22 protein-coding genes are annotated in these 24,129 nt (G+C 52.2%); 19 read left to right on the forward strand and 3 right to left on the reverse strand.

Translation table 11 applies throughout. The features are described from left to right. Positions 1-26: 26 nt before the first annotated feature. A complete protein-coding gene (locus KNP86_RS04590; RefSeq protein WP_233004412.1) occupies positions 27-341 on the reverse strand; it encodes a YtpI family protein in 315 nt (104 codons plus the stop codon). A 77-nt stretch (positions 342-418) separates the two neighbouring features. Here KNP86_RS04590 and KNP86_RS04595 point away from each other — a divergent pair, with 77 nt between their 5' ends. Continuing rightward, positions 419-1,384, forward strand: coding sequence for a DHH family phosphoesterase (locus KNP86_RS04595; protein ID WP_214706652.1), 966 nt, complete (start codon positions 419-421; stop codon positions 1,382-1,384). An 18-nt stretch (positions 1,385-1,402) separates the two neighbouring features. Here the strand turns inward: KNP86_RS04595 and KNP86_RS04600 are convergent, their stop codons facing one another. Beyond that, complete coding sequence (locus KNP86_RS04600) at positions 1,403-1,594, reverse strand: YtzJ family protein (protein WP_034778236.1); 192 nt, start codon at positions 1,592-1,594, stop codon at positions 1,403-1,405. 103 nt (positions 1,595-1,697) lie between these two features. Between KNP86_RS04600 and dnaE the strand changes: the two genes are divergently transcribed. The 15 genes from dnaE (at position 1,698) to coaE (ending at position 21,336) form a co-directional block, all read left to right on the forward strand. Continuing rightward, complete coding sequence (dnaE, locus tag KNP86_RS04605) at positions 1,698-4,868, forward strand: DNA polymerase III subunit alpha (RefSeq protein WP_214753043.1); 3,171 nt, start codon at positions 1,698-1,700, stop codon at positions 4,866-4,868. Between the two features lie 75 nt (positions 4,869-4,943). Next, on the forward strand, positions 4,944-5,498 hold the full coding sequence (locus KNP86_RS04610) for a FadR/GntR family transcriptional regulator (RefSeq protein WP_034778231.1): 555 nt from the start codon (positions 4,944-4,946) through the stop codon (positions 5,496-5,498). Between the two features lie 14 nt (positions 5,499-5,512). After that, the gene (gene accD / locus KNP86_RS04615) at positions 5,513-6,367 is read left to right on the forward strand and encodes an acetyl-CoA carboxylase, carboxyltransferase subunit beta (protein ID WP_034779984.1); all 855 of its coding nucleotides are present in this window, start codon (positions 5,513-5,515) and stop codon (positions 6,365-6,367) included. Continuing rightward, on the forward strand, positions 6,360-7,295 hold the full coding sequence (locus KNP86_RS04620) for an acetyl-CoA carboxylase carboxyltransferase subunit alpha (RefSeq protein WP_034778229.1): 936 nt from the start codon (positions 6,360-6,362) through the stop codon (positions 7,293-7,295). Before accD ends, KNP86_RS04620 begins: the two co-directional genes overlap by 8 nt. Before the next feature lie 160 nt (positions 7,296-7,455). Further along, entirely contained in the window at positions 7,456-8,424 is a 969-nt protein-coding gene (gene pfkA / locus KNP86_RS04625) for a 6-phosphofructokinase (RefSeq protein WP_034778227.1), read from the forward strand. 95 nt (positions 8,425-8,519) lie between these two features. Next, a complete protein-coding gene (gene pyk / locus KNP86_RS04630) occupies positions 8,520-10,262 on the forward strand; it encodes a pyruvate kinase (RefSeq protein WP_214753045.1) in 1,743 nt (580 codons plus the stop codon). Positions 10,263-10,328: 66 nt separating this feature from the next. After that, a complete protein-coding gene (locus tag KNP86_RS04635) occupies positions 10,329-10,793 on the forward strand; it encodes a DUF441 domain-containing protein (protein ID WP_034778223.1) in 465 nt (154 codons plus the stop codon). 185 nt (positions 10,794-10,978) lie between these two features. Continuing rightward, complete coding sequence (citZ, locus tag KNP86_RS04640; protein WP_034778221.1) at positions 10,979-12,091, forward strand: citrate synthase; 1,113 nt, start codon at positions 10,979-10,981, stop codon at positions 12,089-12,091. A gap of 118 nt (positions 12,092-12,209) precedes the next feature. Beyond that, positions 12,210-13,478, forward strand: coding sequence for an NADP-dependent isocitrate dehydrogenase (icd, locus tag KNP86_RS04645; RefSeq protein WP_034779982.1), 1,269 nt, complete (start codon positions 12,210-12,212; stop codon positions 13,476-13,478). 30 nt (positions 13,479-13,508) lie between these two features. Further along, on the forward strand, positions 13,509-14,444 hold the full coding sequence (gene mdh / locus KNP86_RS04650) for a malate dehydrogenase (protein ID WP_214753047.1): 936 nt from the start codon (positions 13,509-13,511) through the stop codon (positions 14,442-14,444). A 195-nt stretch (positions 14,445-14,639) separates the two neighbouring features. Further along, a complete protein-coding gene (locus tag KNP86_RS04655; RefSeq protein WP_214706348.1) occupies positions 14,640-15,344 on the forward strand; it encodes a response regulator transcription factor in 705 nt (234 codons plus the stop codon). After that, complete coding sequence (pnpS, locus tag KNP86_RS04660) at positions 15,341-17,068, forward strand: two-component system histidine kinase PnpS (RefSeq protein WP_214753049.1); 1,728 nt, start codon at positions 15,341-15,343, stop codon at positions 17,066-17,068. Before KNP86_RS04655 ends, pnpS begins: the two co-directional genes overlap by 4 nt. 207 nt (positions 17,069-17,275) lie before the next feature. Continuing rightward, positions 17,276-19,873, forward strand: a complete 2,598-nt coding sequence (gene polA / locus KNP86_RS04665; protein ID WP_214753051.1) for a DNA polymerase I — start codon at positions 17,276-17,278, stop codon at positions 19,871-19,873. 20 nt (positions 19,874-19,893) lie between these two features. Beyond that, the gene (gene mutM, locus KNP86_RS04670; RefSeq protein ID WP_214753053.1) at positions 19,894-20,718 is read left to right on the forward strand and encodes a DNA-formamidopyrimidine glycosylase; all 825 of its coding nucleotides are present in this window, start codon (positions 19,894-19,896) and stop codon (positions 20,716-20,718) included. Positions 20,719-20,730: 12 nt separating this feature from the next. Beyond that, positions 20,731-21,336, forward strand: a complete 606-nt coding sequence (gene coaE, locus KNP86_RS04675) for a dephospho-CoA kinase (protein ID WP_214711701.1) — start codon at positions 20,731-20,733, stop codon at positions 21,334-21,336. Positions 21,337-21,355: 19 nt separating this feature from the next. Here the strand turns inward: coaE and KNP86_RS04680 are convergent, their stop codons facing one another. Further along, complete coding sequence (locus tag KNP86_RS04680) at positions 21,356-21,838, reverse strand: site-2 protease family protein (protein ID WP_034778208.1); 483 nt, start codon at positions 21,836-21,838, stop codon at positions 21,356-21,358. A gap of 155 nt (positions 21,839-21,993) precedes the next feature. Between KNP86_RS04680 and KNP86_RS04685 the strand changes: the two genes are divergently transcribed. The 3 genes from KNP86_RS04685 (at position 21,994) to KNP86_RS04695 (ending at position 24,126) form a co-directional block, all read left to right on the forward strand. Beyond that, positions 21,994-23,025 carry a glyceraldehyde-3-phosphate dehydrogenase gene (locus KNP86_RS04685; protein WP_214706332.1) on the forward strand — a complete coding sequence of 344 codons (1,032 nt, stop codon included), beginning with the start codon at positions 21,994-21,996 and terminating at the stop codon, positions 23,023-23,025. A gap of 231 nt (positions 23,026-23,256) precedes the next feature. Continuing rightward, on the forward strand, positions 23,257-23,643 hold the full coding sequence (speD, locus tag KNP86_RS04690; protein ID WP_029595188.1) for an adenosylmethionine decarboxylase: 387 nt from the start codon (positions 23,257-23,259) through the stop codon (positions 23,641-23,643). Between the two features lie 111 nt (positions 23,644-23,754). Continuing rightward, on the forward strand, positions 23,755-24,126 hold the full coding sequence (locus KNP86_RS04695) for a hypothetical protein (protein WP_034778204.1): 372 nt from the start codon (positions 23,755-23,757) through the stop codon (positions 24,124-24,126). Positions 24,127-24,129 lie beyond the last annotated feature (3 nt).

The following is a 24,129-nucleotide window of genomic DNA, read 5'->3' on the forward strand; positions in this document are numbered from 1 at the left end:
TGTCATCAGCTCGTTTCTGTCTGCCCTTATGCTTGTTTGATCGGCTCTTCGTTCGCGAGCGGATAGATTTTACGGTACCGGATGAACCCGACGACGGCATTGCCTAGCCCTAGGACGAGCATGGCGATGCTGACGATCCAACCGATTGTCGAGCCGAGCCCGAGGCCGCCGATCATTTGGTTGACGGCGAAAAGTGCGAGGAACAGGCTCAACCAGATGAGCGCTTGCGTGTTAAAGAGCGCTTTCCGGTATGGTGTCTTCGTCAAATAGGCGCGTCGTTTAGAAACGAAATAGGCACCTAACGAAAACAAAATGAGTCCGATCATAATTAATTGACCCAAGTGAAGAAACCCCTTTCAGACGTGTAATCTGTTATCATCATACCATAGAATAGTGTTCAAGAAAGCGAGGAATGGCGATGGCACACTGGCCAGAGGCAGCAACGATATTGAAATTGATTGAAGCGGCGGATACGATCATGATCCACCGACACGTCCGTCCTGACCCTGACGCGCTCGGCAGTCAGCTAGGGTTGAAGCGGATGTTAGAGGTCGCTTATCCGGAAAAAAGGATTTACGTCGTCGGCGGCATCGTCCGCGACTTAGAATTTTTAGGCAAGATGGAGCATGTTGAAGCCGACATGTACAAAGACGCGCTCGTCATCGTGCTCGACACGGCTAACCACGAACGAATCGATGGGCCACACGCCTTAACAGGCAAGACGGTCGTCAAAATCGATCACCACCCTGATGAGGACGCGTATGCGACCCATCAAATCGTCGACACGACGGTCAGTTCGACGTCGGAGATGATCGCTGAACTTGCGGGAATCTGGGGGCTTGCCCTTGACGAGGCGTCCGCATTCTTGTTGTTCGCCGGAATCGTCGGCGACACGGGACGGTTCCAGTTCCGCAATGCGACGCCGCGCACGTTTGAGGTCGCCGCCGAATTGATCAACTACGGCATCGATACGAATCGGTTGTATCGTCAAATGTATAAGACGAACTTGGCGACGTTACAGCTCCAAGGCTATGTGCTTCAAAACGTCAACGTGACAGAAGCGGGTGTCGGCTATGTCAAGATCGATGCGGACGTCTTGCGCACGTTCCACGCGACACCGGAAGCGGCATCGTTGCTCGTCAACAGTTTCTCTGGACTCGAAGGATTGAAGTGCTGGGTCATGTTCGTCGAGAACAAAGATGAGATTCGGGTCCGAATCCGTTCGAAAGGGCCGGTTATCAATGAAGTGGCGAAACGCTATCGCGGTGGCGGCCATCCGATGGCAGCCGGTGCCACGATCGATACATGGGAAGAGATGGACGAAGTGATTGCGGCACTCGATGAAGTCGCGGCACCGTTCACGTTCGAAACAGAAGAGAGCTGACCCGTTGGTCAGCTCTCTTCAGCTTTTGTCCTGATCTTGTGGGATGAACCATGTGCCGCGGTCGGTCACGTCCTCGACGACGTCGAGTTGATACTCGGCGATATAGCGGCGAAGTCGGTCGATAATCTCCGGGCTATCGGCGAAGACGGTCTGGCCGTTCTGTAAATTTTCGAGCTTGTCTCGTGCGATTTTGCCCCGATTAATAATCATACGGTTTATACCCCCTTTTAGGAGAAGTTTTGTCTATAATTATTGTATCAGACAAGTGCCGGAATGAGTTTGACAATTGTGAAAAAAAGAAAGGGGGGATCTTGTGATCCACTTGAATGTACGATCGGCTTTTAGTTTGATGCAGAGCACGATTCGACTTGAACAATACGTCGCGCTGATGGCTGAGAGAGGGAGTCGGGCCGTCGCGCTCGCTGACGATGCATTATACGGCTTGCCGCAGTTCGTCCGATTGTGCGAACGCTATGCGGTCAAACCTGTCATCGGGTTGCGGACCAAGCTGCGGATGGACGGGTTTGACGTGTCTGTCCTCGTCTACGCGTTGACCGAGGAACAGTTGCCGGAACTGTATCGCCTTGTGCAGGCCGATGGAGTGACCGAGACGACCGAACTGGCGGTAGTCGTCTTACCGGAGAATTGGAAGACGAACGACCCAGTTCACCGCAGGCGCTTGTATAACCATCTGCTCGGTTACGTGAACGAGGAGAAACTATGGCTCGGATTGCCGGCGCCCCAAACGACGGAGCAGACGTTGATGCTCAGGCAGCTCCGCGAGATGCGGGAGGAGCTCGGCACGAAGCTCGTGCCGGCCCCCGAGACGTGTTACATGCGCCCAGAAGATTTCGAGGCGTATCGTGCCATCGTCGCCATCGGCGAAGGAGAGCTCATCTCGCAAGAAGACGTTCACCAGAAAGGGAAATACGTCCGCCTACCGAGTGAGATGAACGATTGGTTTGAACCGATCGAACTCGAGGCACTCGACCGATTCGAATCTCTCGTGTCCGTCACTCGGTTGCCGCAAGCGACAACATCCATCCCAGAATTCGAAGGTGCCATCGACCGGTTGAAGCGACTCGTTGCCGACCGCTTAAAGGCGCTCGACCTATTCCAAGAAGATTATATCGAACGGGCCCGCTATGAACTCGATATCATCGCGCGGACGGGTTTCGCCTCTTACTTCCTCATCGTCGAAGATATCGTTCGCTATGCGAAGGAACAAGGGATCGAGGTCGGTCCGGGTCGTGGTTCCGCGGCCGGGTCGCTCGTCAGTTTCGCGCTTCACATCACCGAGGTCGACCCAGTCCGGTTCGGTCTCTTGTTCGAACGATTTTTGAATCCGGAACGAATCACGATGCCGGATATCGACTTGGACTTCGAGGATGAACGACGCGATGAGGTCGTTCGCTACGTGTTGGAGAAGTATGGTGAAAACCATGCGGCCCAAATCGGTACGCTCGCCACGTTCGGTGCAAAGGCGGCGTTACGGGATGTCGCGCGGGCGCTCGGTCTGACGCTTGAAGAAGGACAAGCGGCCAGCAAACAAGTAAAAGATGACGGGTTGGCCGGGATTTTGGCCAACCCTTCGAAAGTGAAATGGTTCGCCGGCAGTCAAAAGCGCTCGCAGCTCTTGAAAATCGCCTCCGAGTTGGAAGGGTTACCGCGCCAAGCTTCGGTCCATGCGGCCGGCCTTGTGCTCAGCCGGGAGGCACTTGATGCGATCACACCGTTGCAGCCGACGACAGGGGAGCAAGTGACCCAATATAATATGAAGGATCTCGAAGCGCTCGGTCTGTTGAAAATCGATTTGCTCGGCCTGCGCAACTTGACGAGGCTCCGGCAGATGGAGGCGCTGATTCGGGAGACGGATGAACTGTTTTCGTTGAAGACGATTCCATTGAATGACGCCAAGACGTTCCGCGTGCTCGCCCGGGGTGACACGGATGGGATCTTCCAATTTGAATCGGAAGGGATGAAACAAGCGCTTCGGCAAGTGAAGCCGACCGAATTCGAGGATATCGTTGTCACGATGTCGCTCTATCGTCCGGGGCCGATGCAGTTCATCGATACGTATGCGAAGCGCAAGCATGGGATGCCTTATCAAGCGGTCCATCCGGTCGTCGGCGACATCATGCAGACGACGAACGGCGTGCTCGTCTATCAGGAACAAGTCATGCGCTTGTTGCGGGAGCTCGCGGGGTACTCATACGCCGAGGCGGATTTGATACGCCGCGCCATCGCCAAGAAAGACGTGGCAGCGATTGACGTCGAGAAAGCCCGCTTCTTAGAACGTTCGTCGGAGCGGTTCGACAGTGACTCGATGCGACAAGTGTTCTCGTGGATCGAGAAGTTCGCAGGTTACGGCTTCAACCGTTCCCACGCCGTCGCCTACAGTTTGATCAGTTACCGTCTAGCTTATGTGAAGGCGCACTTTGAACGAATCTTCTATCTCGTGACATACGACAAGACGAATCAGCTCGTCCGCATGTTGCGGAAAGGAAAAATCCCTGTCTATCCGCCCGACGTTCTGCACGGCCAAGCCGCCGCCTTTTTAGAAGGGCCCGGCGTGCGCCTCGGACTGAAGGCGGTCCAAGGGTTGACGAAACGCGACGTCGAGCGGTTGATTGAGCATCATGCCGAGTTCACGGATGTGAAGCGTCTGCTTGAACTGATGGACTGGGGAACGAAAGACCATATGAAACTGCGACGCCTGCTCGGTGCTGGGGCGTTGGATCGGATGTACCATGGTGAGCGTCGGCGTGCCTTTGAAGCGGTTGAACGGCTTCGCGAGGAGACGGAGACGCATCTGCTCCCGGATGAGTTGTCCGCGCTCGGGTTAAAACGATCCGCGCCGATTGAGCCGAATTGGTCCGAGGAAGAACGAGAGGCGCTCGGGACGTGGATCGTCCATTCGCCATTGACGACGGTCGCGCCGCTCTCGATCGAGACGGTGACGATTGATGAGGTGCTCCATGGCGAACGCGGATTCATCGTCGTCTATGTGGACGCGATTCGGACATTTAAGACGAAGAAGAACGAAGAGATGGGTGTCGTCATGGTCGATGACGGTGTGTCGCAAGATGAGGTCGTCATCTTCCCGCGAGTGTTCGCGCAATTTTCGCGCTCGCTTTACGTCGGGAACGTCCTCTTGCTCGAGGTGCATCCAAATGAACGGGACGGACGGCGTCAACTCGTCGTCGAGCGGGTCCGGCCGCTCCATGGACAAGCGCTCTTTGTCCGGCTGCGCTTGGAGTCGTTCGCCGACCTCGAAGAGTTGCTCCATACGTCCAAAGGGGATGTGCCGGTTATTTGTCGGTTCTCGGATTCAAAGGAAGTGAAGCAACTTGCCTCGGCGTATGCGATCAATCCGACGGAGTCATTGCTCTTGGCGTTGAAACAACGGTTTGGTGAAACGGATGTCGTGTTGAAGCGGGTCGACTCGAAATTGCCCGGTACGAAAACTAGTACCAAGTCATAAAAAGTGGTATAATCTGATTAATTGGTCTGACCACTTTAGAGAAAATGCCATCCAAAAAGGGAGTTGAACGGTCAGATGCATGGAAAACACGCATCCTCATTTCACGAAAATATTTCTAAAATTAGAACGTTGATCGTCCAGGCCTCACTCGAGCCAGGCGACCGTCTCCCGTCAGAACGGGAACTCGCCGAGACCCTATCCATCAGCCGTGCCTCGGTCCGTGAAGCGTTACGGGCACTCAGCTTCCTTGGAATCGTTGAGACGAGACATGGCGGCGGCACGTTTTTATGTGAGCAAGATCGCCATCGGTATATTGAGATTTTGTCTGAATTTATCGTCACGAAACAGACGAAGGCGTCAGACATTGTCGATATGTTGCGACTGCTCGAACGCTTGGCGTTGACGGAAGTCGAACCGACCCCGGAACGCATCGCGTTGCTCGAGGGGAGTGTGGAGACGGACCGTGCCTTCCGGCAGCATCTCATCTTCGGGTTGAAGAATGAACTGTTCATTCGAATTTGGAGTGAAGTAAACCGATTTTATGACGGGACGGACGCGGGCGACTTGTATACTGAAGATGAACGTAGACGATTGTTGGAGATGTGGCGTGAGGCGGGGATGCCGGAATGAACGAGGGGGAAGCGATGACTGCTTTTTTCAAGAAACCGAAACGATATATGCCTTTGCGTCAACGAGAACCAAAAATTGACGCACCACAAGGCTTGATGACAAAATGTCCATCCTGTAAATATATGCATTACACGAAACAGTTAAACGAAAATCATAAAGTGTGTGATTGCGGCTACCATTTCCCGCTCAGTGCAGATGAGCGGATTCACATGTTGGTCGACGGTCAATCGTTTGAAAAATTTGCGGGACCGCTCGTCAAAGAGAACCCGCTTGATTTTCCAGATTATGAAGATAAATTGAAAAAAGACAGGGAGCGAACTGGGATTGAAGAAGCCATCGTCTGTGGCCGCGCCACGATCGATGGGCTCCCGGTCGTCGTCTGCGTCATGGACGCCCGCTTCCGTATGGGATCGATGGGGGCGTATGTCGGAGAAGCGATCGCCTCGGCCGTCCGGACCGCGACGAAAGAACGATTGCCGGTCGTCCTGTTCACCGCTTCAGGCGGAGCGCGCATGCAAGAAGGCATGGTCAGCTTGATGCAGATGGCCAATACGTCGATTGCGTTGAAACAACATGACGAGGCCGGTCTCTTGTACGTCGCCTACTTGACGCACCCGACGACAGGTGGCGTATCAGCCAGTTTCGCGATGCTCGGGGATGTGAACGTCGCCGAACCTGGGGCGTTGATCGGCTTCGCCGGGCGCCGCATCATCGAACAGACGATTCGTGAGAAATTGCCAGACAACTTCCAAACTGCCGAGTTCTTGTTAGAAGCGGGGCAACTGGACGCCGTCGTTCACCGTGAACAGATGCGTTCGTTCTTGAAGAAGATGATCGAGTTACACGGCGGGGAGGTCCATCATGTTTGATCCAATCAAAGAAGTAAACGAACAGCTCGGGAAGTTGCGCGAGACGGCAGAGACGAAAGGCATCGACTTATCTCGAGAAATCCGTCATCTTGAAGCAAAGCTTCATCGATTAGAAAAAGACATTTATGGGAATATGAAACCGTGGGATCGCGTGCAACTGGCGCGTAACCCGAAACGGCCGACGACGCTCGATTATATCACCCAACTGTTTCCAGATTTCATCGAGTTGCACGGTGACCGTCACGGCTATGATGATGCTGCCATCGTAACGGGATTGGCCACACTCGACGGGACAGCGGTGACAATTATCGGCCATCAACGAGGTCGTAACACGAAAGAGAACATGAAACGTAACTTTGGGATGCCGCATCCAGAAGGCTATCGCAAAGCGCTTCGCTTTATGAAGCAAGCGGAAAAGTTCAATCGTCCTGTCATCACGTTCATCGATACGAAAGGCGCTTACCCTGGGAAAGCCGCCGAAGAGCGTGGACAAAGCGAGGCGATTGCGCGCAACTTGTTCGAGATGGCGACGTTGAAAGTGCCGATTATCTCGATCGTCATCGGAGAAGGCGGGTCGGGCGGAGCGCTCGGGATTGGTGTCTGTGACCGTCTGCTCATGTTAGAGAACAGCACGTATTCGGTCATTTCACCAGAAGGCGCCGCCGCGCTCTTGTGGAAAGACGCGAAGCTCGCAGAACGCGCAGCGGAGACGATGAAGATCACAGCACAAGATTTGCTGAATTTAGGGATTGTCGATGAAGTCGTCACCGAGGTATTCGGCGGCGCCCACATCGATGTGTCATTACAGTCATCACTCTTAAAGCCTGTATTAGCACAACACATGACGGAGTTGCGAGGCCGGACTCAAAATGAGTTGTTGCAAGGGCGGGCCGCCAAATATCATCAAATTGGCACAATTGGCTCGTGAAAACGTTAACAACCGCTTCGGGTTCACGTTCATTCACTCACGAGATGACTGGTTTTGAGCACACCCCATGCTTTTTTTTCACATACTTGTGTTGTAAAACAAAGGTCAGACATGGTATTTTATTTTCAGATTTCGTTAAAACACATAAGAGGTGAGTGACGTGAATTTAAAACGTATTGCGGTATTGACAAGTGGGGGAGACGCCCCTGGAATGAACGCTGCAGTCCGTGCCGTGACCCGAAAAGCAATTTTCGAAGGTCTAGAAGTGTACGGTGTGTATAACGGCTATCAAGGTCTAATCGAAGGAGATCTCGTCGAATTGAACCTCGGTTCGGTCGGCGATATCATTCAACGCGGAGGAACATTCTTACGTTCGGCCCGTTGCCCTGAGTTTAGAACGGAAGAGGGTCGTGCGAAAGCGGTCGAGCAGTTGAAGAAATTCGACATCGACGCGCTCGTAGTAATTGGTGGAGACGGTTCATACCGTGGCGCCCAAAAGTTGACAGAACTCGGTTTCCCAACAATTGGTCTGCCGGGAACGATCGACAACGATATCCCGGGTACAGATGCGACAATCGGATTCGACACAGCGCTCAACACGGCGCTTGACGCGATTGACAAAATCCGTGACACGGCGTCGTCGCATGAACGGACGTATGTCATTGAAGTGATGGGCCGTGACGCAGGTGATATCGCACTTTATGCCGGTCTTGCCGGCGGTGCCGAGTCAATCCTCGTCCCAGAACGTCCAGAAGACTTGAGTGCGATCGTGGAACGCATCAACCATGGTGTGGCTCGCGGTAAGAAACACTCGATCGTCGTCGTCGCTGAAGGCGCCGGCAGTGCGGAAGAGATCGGAAAGATGATCGCTGAGAAGACAAACTCAGAGACACGCGTGACGATTCTTGGACACATTCAACGTGGCGGTTCCCCGACTGCTGCGGACCGCGTGCTTGCGAGCCGCATGGGTGCTTACGCTGTCGAGATTTTACTCGAAGGCAAGGCAGGACGTGTCGTCGGCATTCGTGCCGGTAAGATGATGGATCTCGATATCGACGAAGCGCTCGATCACAACAAGCACACGCTCGATATGCAGTTGATCGATCTTTCGAACCAACTTTCGATTTAACGAGTACCAGTGAACTCCACAGAGACGGGATCAGGTCGGTTGACCCCCCGTTTTCTGTGTGTAAATGTAATACATCCCCTAGGAGGTTTTTATTTATGCGTAGAACGAAAATTGTATGTACGATTGGACCAGCTTCAGAGAAACGTCTTCCGGAAATGATTGAAGCCGGTATGAACGTCGCCCGTCTCAACTTCTCACACGGTGACTATGAAGAGCACGGCGCACGTATCCGCGACATCCGTGAAGCAGCAAAAGCTGCCGGCAAAGTCGTGACGGTTCTTCTTGACACGAAAGGTCCTGAAATCCGTACACATACGTTTGAAGACGGAAAAGCACTCCTCGAAAAAGGCAAAGAAGTCATCATCGTCTCAACAGAAGAAATCGTCGGAACGAAAGATCGTTTCTCGGTCACATACGAAGGTCTCTACGAAGACGTTGAAGTCGGTTCACGCATCATGCTCGACGACGGACTCATCGGTCTCCTTGTCGTTGAGAAGCTCCCGAACCGTGACCTTCGCTGCGTCATCGAAAACGAAGGCGTCATCAAGACGAAGAAAGGTGTCAACTTGCCTAACGTCAAGGTAAACCTTCCTGCCCTTACAGACAAAGATATCGCCGACATCGAGTTCGGGATTTCACAAGACATCGATGTCATCGCGGCATCGTTCGTCCGCCGTGCGTCTGACGTCGTTGAGATTCGTCAACTTCTTGAACGCAACAACGCGTCACACATCAAAATCTATCCGAAAATCGAGAACCAAGAAGGTGTCGACAATATCGACGAAATCTTGGCGATTTCTGACGGTTTGATGGTCGCTCGTGGTGACCTCGGAATCGAGATCCCAACGGAAGAAGTCACACCAGTTCAAAAAGAATTGATCAAGAAGTGTAACGACCTCGGGAAACCGGTCATCACGGCTACACAAATGCTTGATTCAATGCAACGCAACCCGCGTCCAACACGTGCGGAAGCATCTGACGTTGCCAACGCCATCCTCGATGGTACGGATGCGGTCATGCTTTCAGGTGAGACGGCAGCAGGGGACTACCCAATCGAGTCAGTTCAAATGCAAGCAGCAATCGCTGTACGTACTGAGCAAATGCTCGACTACAAAAACTTGCTTAAAGATCGTCAGAAACGCAGTGAGCACACGGTCACGGATGCAATCTCACAAGCGGTTGCCCACACGGCAATCAACTTGAACGCGAAAGCGATCTTGACACCGACACAATCAGGTTACACGGCTGCTCGTACAGCGAAGTATCGTCCAGAGGCGAACATCATCGCGGTCACAGAGTCAGAGCGTGTGGCACGTCAATTGAACCTCGTTTGGGGCGTGTACCCGATCATTGCTGACACAATGCCGAACAACACGGATGAGATGTTGGTACAAGCTTCAGAAGCGGCTCGTCACGCTGGATTCGTCACAGACGGTGACCTCGTCGTCATCTCGGCTGGTATCCCGGCTGCGACTGCGGGTACGACGAACATGATGAAAGTTCATATCGTCGGTCACGCCCTCGCAAACGGCCGCGGGATCGGTGAGCGCGGTCTCGTCGGTGAAGTCGTCATTGCGAACAATGCAGACGAAGCGAATGCGAAAGCGAAAGACGGCATGATCCTCGTCGCACCATTCACAGACAAAGAAATGATGCCAGCGATTGAAAAAGCAGCTGGAATCATCACTGAAGACGGCGGATTGACGAGCCATGCTGGTATCGTCGGACCATCACTCCGTAAACCGGTCATCGTCGGTGTCGAATCAGCGACATCAACGTTCCGTGACGGACAGATGATTTCGATCGACCCACTTACTGGTAAAATCTACAACGCGTAATCGAATGTCAATCGAACCGACTCTCTCATGAGTCGGTTCTTTTTCCATTCAGAAAGAGAGTCTATAATGAGTGCGTATTTATTCTTATTGCTGCTCGTGTTGATCGGTGTCATTGCCCATAACCAATCGATCATCATCGCCAGCAGCGTCCTATTGATTATTAAAGCAATCGGATTCGGTGATCAACTGTTCCCGACGCTCGCCTCAAAAGGCATCCATTGGGGCGTGACGATTATCACGATTGCCGTGCTCGTCCCGATTGCGACCGGTGACATCGGATTTAGGGAATTGTGGAATAGTATTAAAGGGCCGGTCGGCATCATCGCTTTCGGCTCAGGAATCTTCGTCGCGCTCGCCGCGGCCCAAGGCGTTCAATTGATGCGAGTCGAACCCGTCGTGACGACGGCACTCCTCGCGGGCACCATTCTAGCCGTCGGTTTCATGAAAGGTGTGCCGGTTGGACCGCTGATTGGAGCCGGGATCGCCGCTTTGATTTTAGGTGGATTTAGCCTGTTAGAAAAATGGTTCTGACATTTTTTGACGGCTGGATACGCTTACATTTCTTTTTTTCAGTAAATTGTTTATACTAGATAAAGGACAGGGTGGAGCGAGCTCGAAACGGATTGGGGAAAGTGTTCGACTTCCCGCCCTTATTCCCTACACAACAGACTGTATGATGCGGTCGATCACTTTTAAAGACTGAGGGGGAGTTATTGATGTCAACGACAAAAGGATTAGAAGGAATTGTGGCAGCGGCCTCAAAAGTCAGTTCGATCATCGACGGACAATTGACTTACGGAGGATACACAATCGACGATTTGGCGGACCACGCCACTTTTGAAGAGGTTGTTTTCCTATTATGGAACGACCGTCTTCCAAAAGCAGATGAATTAACTGAGCTCTCTGAAGCGCTCGTGAAAGAAGCCAAATTACCAGAAGAAGTCATCGCGACGCTCGAACGGGCGCCGAAATCGGCCAATGCGATGGCGACGATTCGGACGGCCCTTTCACAGCTCGCGCTTTATGATGAAGAGGCTGAAGATATGAGTACAGAAGCGAACATGCGCAAAGCGATTCGTCTCCAAGCTCAAATTGCGACGATTGTAACGGCGTTCGCTCGTCTTCGTAAAGGCGAACAACCGGTTGCGCCGAAACCTGGCTTGTCGTATGCGGCCAATTTCCTATACATGTTGAACGGAGAAGAACCAAGTGAGGTAGCCGAGAAGACGATTGATAAGGCACTCATCCTCCACGCCGACCATGAATTGAACGCTTCGACGTTCACGGCCCGCGTCTGCGTTGCGACGTTGTCTGATATTTACTCAGGCGTGACGGCAGCGATGGGCGCGCTCAAAGGCCCGCTTCACGGCGGTGCGAATGAGGCGGTCATGAAAATGCTCCACGAGATTGGTTCGGTCGACAAAGTCGAAGACTACGTTCGCGGCAAGTTCGAGCGTCGTGAGAAAATCATGGGCTTCGGTCACCGTGTCTATAAGGACGGCGACCCGCGTGCGAAACATTTGAAAGAGATGAGCCGCCAATTGACGGCCCAAATCGGCGAGCCGGAATGGTACGAGATGTCTGAGAAGATCGATCACCTCGTCGAGACAGAAAAAGGCTTGAAGCCGAACGTTGATTTCTATTCAGCATCGACTTATTATGCGCTCGGTCTCGATGAAGAATTGTTCACACCGATCTTCGCCGTCTCACGCATGTCGGGCTGGATCGCCCACATTCTCGAACAGTATGCGGACAACCGCTTGATTCGTCCACGTGCTGAGTACGTTGGCGAGACGAACCGGTCATACGTCCCGGTGAATGAGCGTTAATTGACGCGACACGAGAAGATCGAGTCACAATTTAGACATAAACTTTGGTAAACTAACAATTGACGTAGGTCGGCGTTCGCGTCGGCCTACATAAATGTACTTAGGGGGATTCATTATGTTGACACAAAACGAAAAAATCACAGTTGAAAACGGTGTATTAAACGTACCGAACGTACCGACGATTCCATTTATCATCGGTGACGGCACAGGACCAGACATCTGGAACGCATCGGTGCGCGTCTTTGATGCGGCTGTCGAAAAAGCATACGGCGGCGAGAAGAAAATCGAATGGATGGAAGTGTACGCTGGGGAGAAGGCCTTCAACCAAAAAGGCGAATGGCTTCCAAACGAGACGCTCGATCAAATCCGTGAATATTTGATTGCCATCAAAGGTCCATTGACGACACCGGTCGGCGGCGGAATCCGTTCACTCAACGTAGCACTCCGTCAAGAACTTGACTTGTACACGTGCTTGCGTCCGGTCCGTTACTTCACAGGCGTCCCATCACCGGTCAAGCGCCCAGAAGATACAGACATGGTCATTTTCCGTGAGAACACAGAAGATATCTACGCTGGGATTGAGTACGCGTCAGGCAGCGACGAAGTGAAAAAATTGATCTCATTCTTAAAAGAAGAGATGAACGTCAACAAAATCCGTTTCCCAGAAACGTCTGGAATCGGCATCAAACCAATCTCGTCTGAAGGAACAAAACGCCTTGTTCGCGCGGCTCTCGAGTACGCGATCGCGAACAACCGTAAATCGCTCACGCTCGTCCATAAAGGGAACATCATGAAGTTCACAGAAGGCGCCTTCAAAAACTGGGGCTATGAGCTCGCAGAAGAAGAATACGGCGACAAAGTCTTCACATGGGCACAGTACGACCGCATTAAAGAAGAGTCAGGCGAAGCGGCTGCAAACGAAGCTCAATCGAAAGCAGAAGCGGAAGGCAAAATCATCGTAAAAGATTCGATCGCCGATATCTTCTTGCAACAGATTTTGACACGTCCACGTGAATTCGATGTCGTGGCAACGATGAACTTGAACGGGGACTACATCTCGGATGCACTCGCTGCCCAAGTCGGCGGAATCGGGATCGCGCCAGGAGCGAACATCAACTACGTGACGGGCCATGCAATCTTTGAAGCGACACACGGTACGGCACCGAAATATGCAGGTCTTGACAAGGTCAACCCGTCATCAGTCATCTTGTCAGGTGAGATGATGCTTCGTCATATGAACTGGAACGAAGCGGCTGACCTCATCATCAACTCGATGGAGAAGACAATCGCCTCGAAAGTCGTCACATACGATTTCGCCCGCCTTATGGACGGCGCGACAGAAGTGAAGTGTTCAGAGTTTGCAGATGAACTAATCAAAAACATGTAATTCATCAGTTAAACCAAGGGGGAGAGCACAATGATTCGTCGCAATAAAATTTCGGTGATCGGTAGCGGATTCACGGGAGCCACGACTGCACTTTATCTGGCTCAAAAAGAGCTCGGTAACGTCGTCCTGCTCGATATCAAAGAGAACGAGAACCCGACGAAAGGAAAAGCGCTCGATATGCAAGAGACGGCGCCGATTCAAGGGTTTGACTCGTGGATCACGGGGACGTCGGATTACGCCGACACGGCGGATTCGGATATCGTCGTCATCACGGCCGGGATTGCCCGGAAACTTGGCATGAGCCGGGACGACCTCGTCTCGACGAACGCCAAAGTGATGCGGGCCGTCACGAAAGAAGTGGCCCGCTATTCACCCGATGCGATTTTAATCGTCTTGACGAACCCGGTCGATGCGATGACATATGCCGCCTTTAAAGAATCTGGGTTCCCGAAAGAGCGAGTGATCGGTCAATCCGGTGTGCTCGATACGGCCCGGTTCCGGACGTTCGTCGCTGCGGAGTTGAATATTTCCGTGAAGGACGTCTCTGGATTCGTGCTCGGCGGGCACGGGGATGACATGGTCCCGCTCATCCGTTACTCGTACGCGGGAGGCATCCCACTCGAGAAGCTATTGCCGAGCGACCGAATCGATGCGATCGTCAACCGGACCCGTAAAGGCGGCGGCGAAATCGTCCAACTGCTCGGTAACGGATCGGCCTACTATGCGCCGGCAGCGGCCATCGTCGAGATGGTTGAAGCGATCTTGAAAGATCAACGACGTATTTTACCGGCCATCGCATATCTCGACGGTGAGTACGGCTTCCACGACTTGTATCTCGGTGTCCCGACGATACTTGGCGCGAACGGGATTGAACGTGTGCTCGAACTTGAATTGACGGAAGAGGAGACGGCCGCGCTTGAGCGCTCGGCTGAATCGGTCCGCTCCGTCTTGAACGTCCTTAACTGATTCGTCACCTCGTCTGCTGAGCAGGCGAGGTTTTTTGTACGCTTGGTTTTTGAGGGTCGCGTGCTACACTGAAAGAAGAACGTGGATTTGTTTTGTTTTTGTAAAGATTTGCTTTGAGGTTGGTCGGACGTGGCATTGATTTGTAAAATAGGTAGTGTACGTGACAGAACAGATAGATTAGAGGAGGAACTAAGCGTGGCCGAAAAAGTGATTGTTGTCGATGACGAGGTGTCGATTGCGACGTTATTGAAATTCAATTTAGAGCAAGCCGGTTTTGAGGTTGAGACGGCCCATGATGGGAAGACCGGTCTCGAACTCGCCGAGAAGCAGGATGCGGTATTGATCGTCCTCGATTTGATGTTGCCCGAGATGGATGGTCTCGAAGTTTGTAAGCGACTCCGCCAACAGAAAGTGAACACGCCGATCCTGATGTTGACGGCAAAAGACGATGAGTTCGATAAAGTGCTCGGACTCGAACTAGGGGCAGATGATTATTTGACGAAACCGTTCAGTCCGCGTGAAGTCGTGGCCCGGGTCAAAGCAATCTTACGGCGTTCGGCTCCACAAGAGGTGCCGGCGGTGGACGCGGACGTCATTGAAATCGGCGACGTGAAAATTATCGCTTCGAACTATGAAGTGTTCAAAAACGGGGAGCGGCTTGAGTTGACCCCAAAAGAGTTCGAACTGTTGGCTTATCTTGCTAAAAACAAAGGCCGTGTCTTGACGCGTGATCAACTCTTATCGGCTATTTGGAATTACGACTTCGTCGGCGATACGCGCATCGTTGATGTCCATATTAGCCACCTTCGGGAAAAGATTGAACCGATGACGAAAAAACCGACATATATCAAAACGATTCGCGGTCTCGGCTATAAGATGGAAGAGCCGATGCCCGAATGAAGACGTACCGCTCGCGTTTTTTGACGACGCTCATCCTGCTCGTGACGGGCGTCTTGTTGACCCTCGGGATTGTGCTTGGTCAATTGTTCAAAGACTTCTATTTGGACTCCGAACGCGATCGTTTGAAAGAGGACACGGAGCTCGCCGCCTTATATTTAGAAGGGGGCGACCTCGAGGCGATTCAAGACTATGTCCGGCAAATCGATGACGAGAGTAGTTTCGACATTCTGCTCCTCAATCGCCGGATGGAAGTGATCGCCGGGACACCGTTTCGGGTCGGTTCGTTCGATTTTCGGATGGACGCTGCTTCAATCCCAGACGACGGGACGTTTGGGAACGAGACGCGTGAGGATTTGATTCAGTTCACAAAACCGATCGAACTCTCCTCGGGTGATACGGTGTATCTCAGTTTCATCCGCTACGTCTCTGATCTAGAAGGGGTGTATGACCGGATTTGGCTGACGATTGCCTTGGCCTTGATTTTCTCATTCTTCTTGATTTTGTTCGTGTTGCACAATTTGACGAATCAGTTTATCCGACCGATCGATGAGGCGACAATCGTGTTACGTGAACTTGCCGACGGAAACTATCGGGCCCGCGTCTACGAATTGCGCAATGATGAAGAAACGGGCAGTCTGGCCGGGTCGATCAACGTTCTCGCCCGTAACTTGGAGACGATCTCACTTGGCGAATCCGTGCAACGGGCAAGGCTCGAGTCACTCATCGAATACATGGGGGCAGGGTTGCTTTTGGTCGACGAACGTGGCATCGTGACGCTCGTCAACCGCTCGTATCGTGACATGTTCCAATACGACGACTTGATGATTGGTCAATTTTATCACGGCATTTTACCGAGTCCAGACGTCGAGACGTTGATCGAGGACGTCTATTTGACCGAAGAGCCCCACCGCCGTCAATTGTCGATTCGAACTGGATTCAACCAAAAGACGTATATGGTGTCGGCCGCACCGATCTTCAGTGATACAGGCATGTTGCGCGGGACGACGCTCCTGTTTAACGATATTTCCGAATTGAAACGACTCGAGAAGATGCGGAAAGACTTCGTCGCGAACGTCAGCCATGAGTTGAAGACGCCGCTCACATCGATCCGAGGTTTCAGTGAGACACTCCTTGACGGGGCAAAAGAAGTGCCCGAGTTGCGCGATCAATTTTTGGATATCATTCAAAAAGAAGCGACGCGCATGCAGATGCTCGTTGAGGACTTACTCGAGCTGTCACGGCTTGAACGTGAAGATTTCCATTTGGACTTCACACCGGTCCAGCTCAATCAGCTCGTTGAGGAAGTGTGTCTCGTGTTGAGCCAGAAAGCGGAAGGCAAATCGATTCACTTGGAGTCGCGCCACGACGGGGAAGTCGTCTTGCAGGCGGACATGAACCGAATCAAGCAAGTCATCTTGAACCTTGTCGCCAACGCCATCAACTACTCGCCGGAAGGCAGCCGTGTCGAAATCGCGGTCGAAAAGAGAACGGACGGATCATATTTGATTGTCAAAGACAACGGAATTGGCATCGCGCCGAAAGAAGTGAGCCGAATCTTTGAACGATTCTACCGGGTCGATAAAGCGCGGAGCCGGAACTCCGGCGGGACAGGTCTCGGCCTTGCCATCGTCAAACATATCATCGACCTTCATCACGCGACGATTCACGTGGATAGTGTCGAAGGTGCTGGGACAACGTTCACAATCAAATTCCCAATCGCTTAACATGGAATTCATGTCGGGTTCATACCGGCTTTACAAAGCGATGCTACTCTATAGATGAGACCTCTTCATCATCTCGTGTCCCGGCCGGTGCTCATCTCCACTCGGTCAGGAAGATTGACCCTTTTCTAGCTACTAGAAAAGGGTCTTTTTTTTCGAACGCATGTGCCCGTATGATATGATGGAATCAGATAGAATGGAGGTTGACCAATGAATAAACTACTACTTCTTGATGGAAACTCACTCACATATCGTGCGTTTTTCGCGCTGCCTCCGATGACGGATGCGAGCGGTCGAAATACGAACGCCGTGTACGGGTTCACCATGATGTTGTTAAAACTGATGGAAGACGAGCAACCGACGCATTTCGCGGTCGCATTTGATGCGTCGAAGAAGACGTTCCGGCACGACACGTATGCTGACTATAAGGGGGGACGGCAGAAGACCCCAGGGGAACTCCGCGAGCAATTCCCGATTGTCCGCGAGATTTGTGAGGCGTTCGGGATCAAAGTGCTCGAACTCGACCAGTACGAGGCCGACGATATTATCGGGACGCTCTCAAAAAATGAGGCGTTCGATCAAGTGACGGTCGTCACTGGGGATAAAGATTTACTGCAACTGATTGACGATCGCGTCACCGTCTATTTGACGAAACGTGGGATCACCGATGTGGAGACGATGGACGCGAAGGCGTTCAAAGAGCGCTATGACGGTCTCACCCCGCTCCAAATGATCGATTTGAAAGGCTTAATGGGGGATAAGTCCGATAATATCCCCGGAATCCCGGGGGTTGGTGAGAAGACGGCGCTTAAACTGCTCACGGCTTACGGATCTGTCGAAGGACTATATGAACATACACATGAATTAAAAGGGAAACAAAAAGAGAAAGTCGAGGCGAACGAGCGGGAAGCACTCATGTCGAAACAATTGGCGACGATCTATACGGACGTCCCAATCGATATAAGCACGGACGACCTTACGTTCCATCCGTATGACGCCGGAAAAGTGAAGCCGTTGTTCATGAGCCTTCAGTTCAAATCGCTTCTGAGCAAACTGAACCTTGAAGCGTCGAGCGAGGAAGCGGTCGAAGCGCGTGAGGTGAATCATATCGCGATCGACAAGCAAGATTTGACAGAAGCGGTCCTCATCCTCGAGCAACTCCGTGACGACTATTTCGAAGAACCGGTCATCGGTGTGGCCATCGCCTCGAAAGCCGGCGTGACGGTCGGCGATGTGTCGCTTTTAGACGTCCCGGCAGTACGAGACTGGTTGGCCGACGAGAACCGAGCCACGATTTGTCTCGATGCGAAACAGACGATCATTCAATTGAAGCGACATGGTGTGACGCTCCGAGGCTATGACGATTTGCTCGTCGCCGGATATTTGCTGAACCTGTCGGGCGGGACGACACTCGATTCGATTGCCGCTCATTTCGATTACACGTTACCGGAAGACGAGGCGGTTTATGGCAAGGGTGCGAAGCTGCACGTCCCGGAACAGGACGTGCTCGAGCAACATCTCGGCGAGAAGGCGATGGCGATCTTGACGCTGTTCGTAAACGTCGGCAAAGAACTCGACCAAAACGAACAGACGTCGCTGTATGAAGATTTGGAACGTCCGCTCGCCTCGGTGCTTGCAGAGATGGAGTGGGCCGGGATTCACGTCGACGTGGCGACGCTGAAAGTGATGGAAGACGATTTGCGGGAACGGTTGCTTCAACTCGAGGCGGAGATTCACAGTCTCGCCGGTGAGGCGTTCAATATCAACTCGCCGAAACAGCTCGGCGTCATCCTGTTCGAGAAGTTGGCGTTGCCACCGGTCAAAAAGACGAAGACCGGTTACTCGACGGCAGCGGACGTGCTCGAGAAACTCGCGCCGCTCCATCCGATCGTCGAACATATTATGCATTACCGTGAGCTCGGCAAGTTGCAATCGACATATGTCGAAGGCTTGCAAAAAGTCATCAAAGACGACGGGAAGATCCATACCCGCTATACGCAGACGTTGACGCAGACCGGACGGTTGTCCTCGGTCAACCCGAACTTACAGAACATCCCGATCCGCTTGGAAGAAGGGCGGCGCATTCGCAAGGCGTTCACCGCGAGTGAGGCCGACTGGATGCTGTATGCGGTCGACTATTCGCAAATCGAGCTTCGGATCATGGCCCACATGTCGCAAGATGAGAAGATGCTCGAGGCGTTCCTCCATGATGAGGATATCCATACGTCGACGGCTGCCAACGTGTTCCGAGTCGCGAAAGAAGAAGTGACATCGCTCATGCGTCGCCAGGCCAAAGCCGTCAACTTCGGCATCATTTACGGCATTAGCGACTATGGGCTGTCGCAAAACCTCGGCATTAGCCGAAAAGAAGCACAGACGTTCATCGATACGTATTTCGAGCAGTTCCCGGGTGTGAAACGGTTCATGGATGCCGCGATCGAACGAGCGCGGGAACACGGCTATGTTGAAACGATGCTGAAGCGTCGCCGCAATATCCCGGACATCCATTCTCGAAACTTCAACTTGCGCGGTTTTGCGGAACGCACAGCGATCAACACGCCGATTCAAGGGACGGCCGCCGATATTATCAAAAAAGCGATGATTGATGTCGACGTGGCACTCCGTGAGTCAGGACTTCAGTCGAAGTTATTGCTTCAAGTCCACGACGAACTTATCTTTGAAGGACCTAAAGAAGAAATGGACTCGCTCGAGACGATCGTCAAACAAGCGATGGAACACACGGTCACCTTGGACGTGCCGCTTCGCGCGGACGGTTCGTTCGGTGAGACATGGTTTGATACGAAATAAAGACGAGAAAGGAACTTGATATGCCAGAATTACCAGAAGTGGAGACGGTCTGTCGCCGATTGCGGCCATTCGTCTCGGGAAAAACAATTGCAAATGTCGAGGTGCTCGACGCAAAAATCATTCGAGGTCACGAACCGGAGATTTTGAAACAACAGTTGCTCGACGAGACGATTCAAGACGTGGAGCGACGCGGCAAGTTCATTTTGTTCAAATTGACGAACGGCTATCTCGTTTCGCATCTGCGAATGGAAGGAAAATTCTTCCCACATGACGAAATGGTCAGTCCGGTCAAGCATACGCATGTCGTCTTCACCTTCACGGACGGGACGACGCTTCATTATAACGATGTCAGGAAGTTCGGGACGATGGAGTTGAAGACGAATGAAGAGTTGTTTGTGACACCGCCATTGTCGCTGCTCGCCCTCGAACCGTTCGATCCTGAAGTGACAGCGGAGACGCTTCACAGCCGTCTGAAGCGGATGAACGTTCGTGCAATCAAGACGGCGCTGCTCGATCAATCGATTTTCGTCGGGCTCGGCAATATTTATGTCGATGAGACGTTATATCGGTCCGGTGTCCATCCGACCCGTCCGGCAGCGACACTCTCGCTTGACGAGGTCCGTCGGGTGCATCAAGAGGCTGTGGCCGTATTGACGGAAGCGATTGAACGAGGCGGAAGCACGATTCGGAGCTATACGAATCCGGATGGGGCGAGCGGGACGTATCAAGAGACACTGTACGTATATGGACAGACCGGGGAGCCGTGTAAGCGATGCGGCCGACCGATTGAAAAGATGAAATTAGGCGGACGGGGCACACATTACTGTCCGCACTGCCAACAGTAAGAGGTGGACATGATGTTGAAAATTGGTTTGACAGGTGGGATTGCGACAGGGAAGTCGACCGTATCCAGACTGTTTCGAAAGCAGGGCATCCCGATCATCGACGCCGACAAGATGGCACGGATCGTCATCGAGCCTGGCGGCAAAGCGTTCGCGGGCGTCCGCGAGGCGTTCCCGCAATGTTTCACGGGCGACGAGTTGAACCGGCAGGCGCTCGGACGAGAAATCTTTCATGATGACACAAAACGTCAGTTACTGAATCAGCTCATGCATCCGGCCATCCGAGAAGAGATGCTCGAGGAGATGCACGGATACGAGGCTGCAGGGGAGACGGTCGTCATATTCGATATCCCGCTCTTGTTCGAGGGAACGATGCGGGACCTCGTCGATTATACGGTCGTCGTCTATTGCCGTGAAGAGATTCAGCTGATGCGTCTCATGGAGCGCAACGGGTTGACGAAAGAAGAAGCGCTCGCTCGGATTCATGCGCAAATGCCAATCGAGGAGAAGAAACAACAGGCTGATTTTTTAATCAACAACAACGGTGCGTTAGGCGACTTGTCGGCCCAAGTGGTCCGCCTCGTCGAACAATTTGAAGACATGAAAAAAGAAGGCGACTGACGACGCCTTCTTTTTTTGTTCAGTTGAGTGGGTCTGAGTCAGGCTTCCCTTTTTTCCACGTGTCGAAGATGGCGCGTCCGTCGCTCGGATGGCCGTTCGAATAGTAAATCGGATAGAGTGAGAAGAAGACATAATAGAACGAGAAGTATGCGAACTGGTACGTGTAAATTGTCGGCTCGATCTCTCGCGTCAAGATGAAGGCGTTCACAATCAAAATACTCGATAAGTTAAAAATTGAACCGCCCGCGTAGACGAGACTCCGCGTCAGGCGATTGCTGTACTTCAAGTCACTGAATTGGCACCAGGCGTCATAAAAATAAACGCGGTTAAATTGAAGGCGTCCGATTTTAAACAATTTTTTCCCGGTCCCAATCTCCATGTCGAGCGACCCCCCAAATAGTTTCGCGAAGAAGAAATGACCGAATTGATGGATAATCGTCACAATCGGTAAGATGATGAAAAATGAGATGACAAATTTATCTAGGTCTGTCCAATCAAACATATAGTCTTAGCTCCTTTCCAAGCTCTACACCAAATTTCCCTCTTTTTCAAATCTGAAACTGTAAAAAAGTGAAAAAAATGTGACGATTCATAGTGAAAACGCTTCCAATTTTCCGTTATAATGGTGTCGTAACGCAGAAAAAAGGGGGATTCAGAATGGGGACGAAAGTTGCAATCAATGGATTTGGTCGAATCGGCAGAATGGTATTTCGGAAGTTGATGCTCGAAGGGCGTCACGACGTGGTCGCCATCAATGCGAGTTATCCGGCGGAAACGCTCGCGCACTTGATCAAACACGACACGGTCCACGGACCGTTCGCACTGACGGTCCGAGCGCATGGGGATGCGCTCGAAGTCGATGGGAAACGGATCATGCTCGTATCCGAGCGAGACCCGGAGCGATTGCCGTGGGCTGAACTCGGTGTCGAGATTGTCATCGAGGCGACGGGGAAATTCAATTCAGATGTCGGGGCGAAAAAACATTTGACGGCCGGTGCGAAAAAAGTCATTTTGACGGCACCAGGAAAAGGCGAGTTGCGGACGATTGTCATGGGGGTGAACGATCGGGATTATTTACCGGAGCACGATCACGTCATTTCGAACGCCTCGTGTACGACGAACTGTCTCGGCCCGGTCGTCAAAGTATTGGATTCGACGTTCGGGATTGAAACGGGGCTCGTGACGACGGTGCATGCCTATACAAACGATCAAAACAATATCGACAATCCGCATAAAGATTTGCGTCGTGCCCGTGCTTGTGGCAGTTCCATTATACCGACTTCGACTGGTGCTGCGAAAGCCATCGGGCTCGTCTTGCCGGAACTTCAGGGCAAATTGAACGGGATGGCGCTACGAGTGCCGACGCCGAACGTCTCGCTCGTCGATCTCGTCGTCGAGTTGCGTCGAGATGTGACGGTCGATGAAGTGAATCAGGCGTTCGAGCGTGCTGCACACGGGGAAATGACAGGCGTGCTCGGCGTCTCGAACGAACCGCTCGTCTCGATCGACTTCAATGGAGATGAGCGTTCGTCAATCATCGATGCCGATTCGACGATGGTGCTCGGGGGCAACCATGTCAAAGTGCTCGCTTGGTACGACAACGAATGGGGCTATTCGTGCCGCGTCGTCGACTTGTTGGACATGGTCGCGAGCTACCTGCAAATCGGACAACAAGAAACCCACGTCTGAAAAAATATATTTATCTAAAAATATTTTTAAAGAATTGAAACAAATGTCTTGTAACGACGTCCTAAACAAGATACACTCTAACTCGTGAACTTCAATTGGTCTGACAAACGCAACTTAAAGGGTTAGGACCTCTTAGGACTAACTTGCCCCCGTGGTTGTGGGCGATTCAGGCACAAAGTGAGTGATCATCAACTACTTTGAGACCATTGATGTAAAGGGGGATCCACTAATATGGATACTATGGGACGTCACATTATTACAGAACTTTGGGAGTGCAATCCCGACAAATTAAACGATATCGACTACATCGAGCGCTTGTTCGTCGATGCAGCACTTCGTTCGGGCGCTGAAGTCCGCGAAGTCGCTTTCCACAAATTTGCGCCGCACGGTGTAAGTGGAGTCGTTATCATTTCAGAATCACACTTAACGATTCACAGTTTCCCAGAGCATGGCTACGCATCAGTCGATGTGTTCACATGTGGGGATCGAATCGATCCAGCTACAGCCTCGCAATACATTGCAGAAGGCTTGGAAGCAAAAGTTCGTGAAGATGTGAAACTTGACCGTGGGATGGGACCGATTCGTGTTCCTGAAGCGCAAGTGGCAATCAGCAAATAATCAGATTGACCTTATGAGGCTGGCCGATTTTCGGTCAGCCCTTTTAATTGTTTTGTTAACCGCTTAATTTTGATATGCTTAACCTATATAAATAAGGTGTCGAGGTGGATAATGGGATTATTTGATAAGTTTCAAACACATGTCCAAACGGACGATTCGCATAAAAATGAGGCGTTACGGACGCGTTACGTGGCGGCATCGCCAAGCGCCGTGCTCACATGGCTCCGCGAACGGATTCAAGCAGAAGGTCAAACGGTTCGCCGGGTCGATGCAGACCGGGGCGAAGTGGCGTTTCATGGAGACGGATGGGACGCATTGGCGACCATCGTCCAAGTGGACGGCGGACGCACGGCCGTCGATTTTACATTGAACCGTGACCAGATGCTCGGACCGGACCTCGGTCAAATCGTCACCACATATTATGAGGCGCTATCCGTGAAGTTCCCGCTCCGCGCCATCGGGAATCAATCTGTCGAACGATAAGGA

The sequence above is a fragment of the Exiguobacterium sp. s16 genome (assembly GCF_018618115.1).
GTDB lineage: Bacteria > Bacillota > Bacilli > Exiguobacteriales > Exiguobacteriaceae > Exiguobacterium > Exiguobacterium mexicanum_A.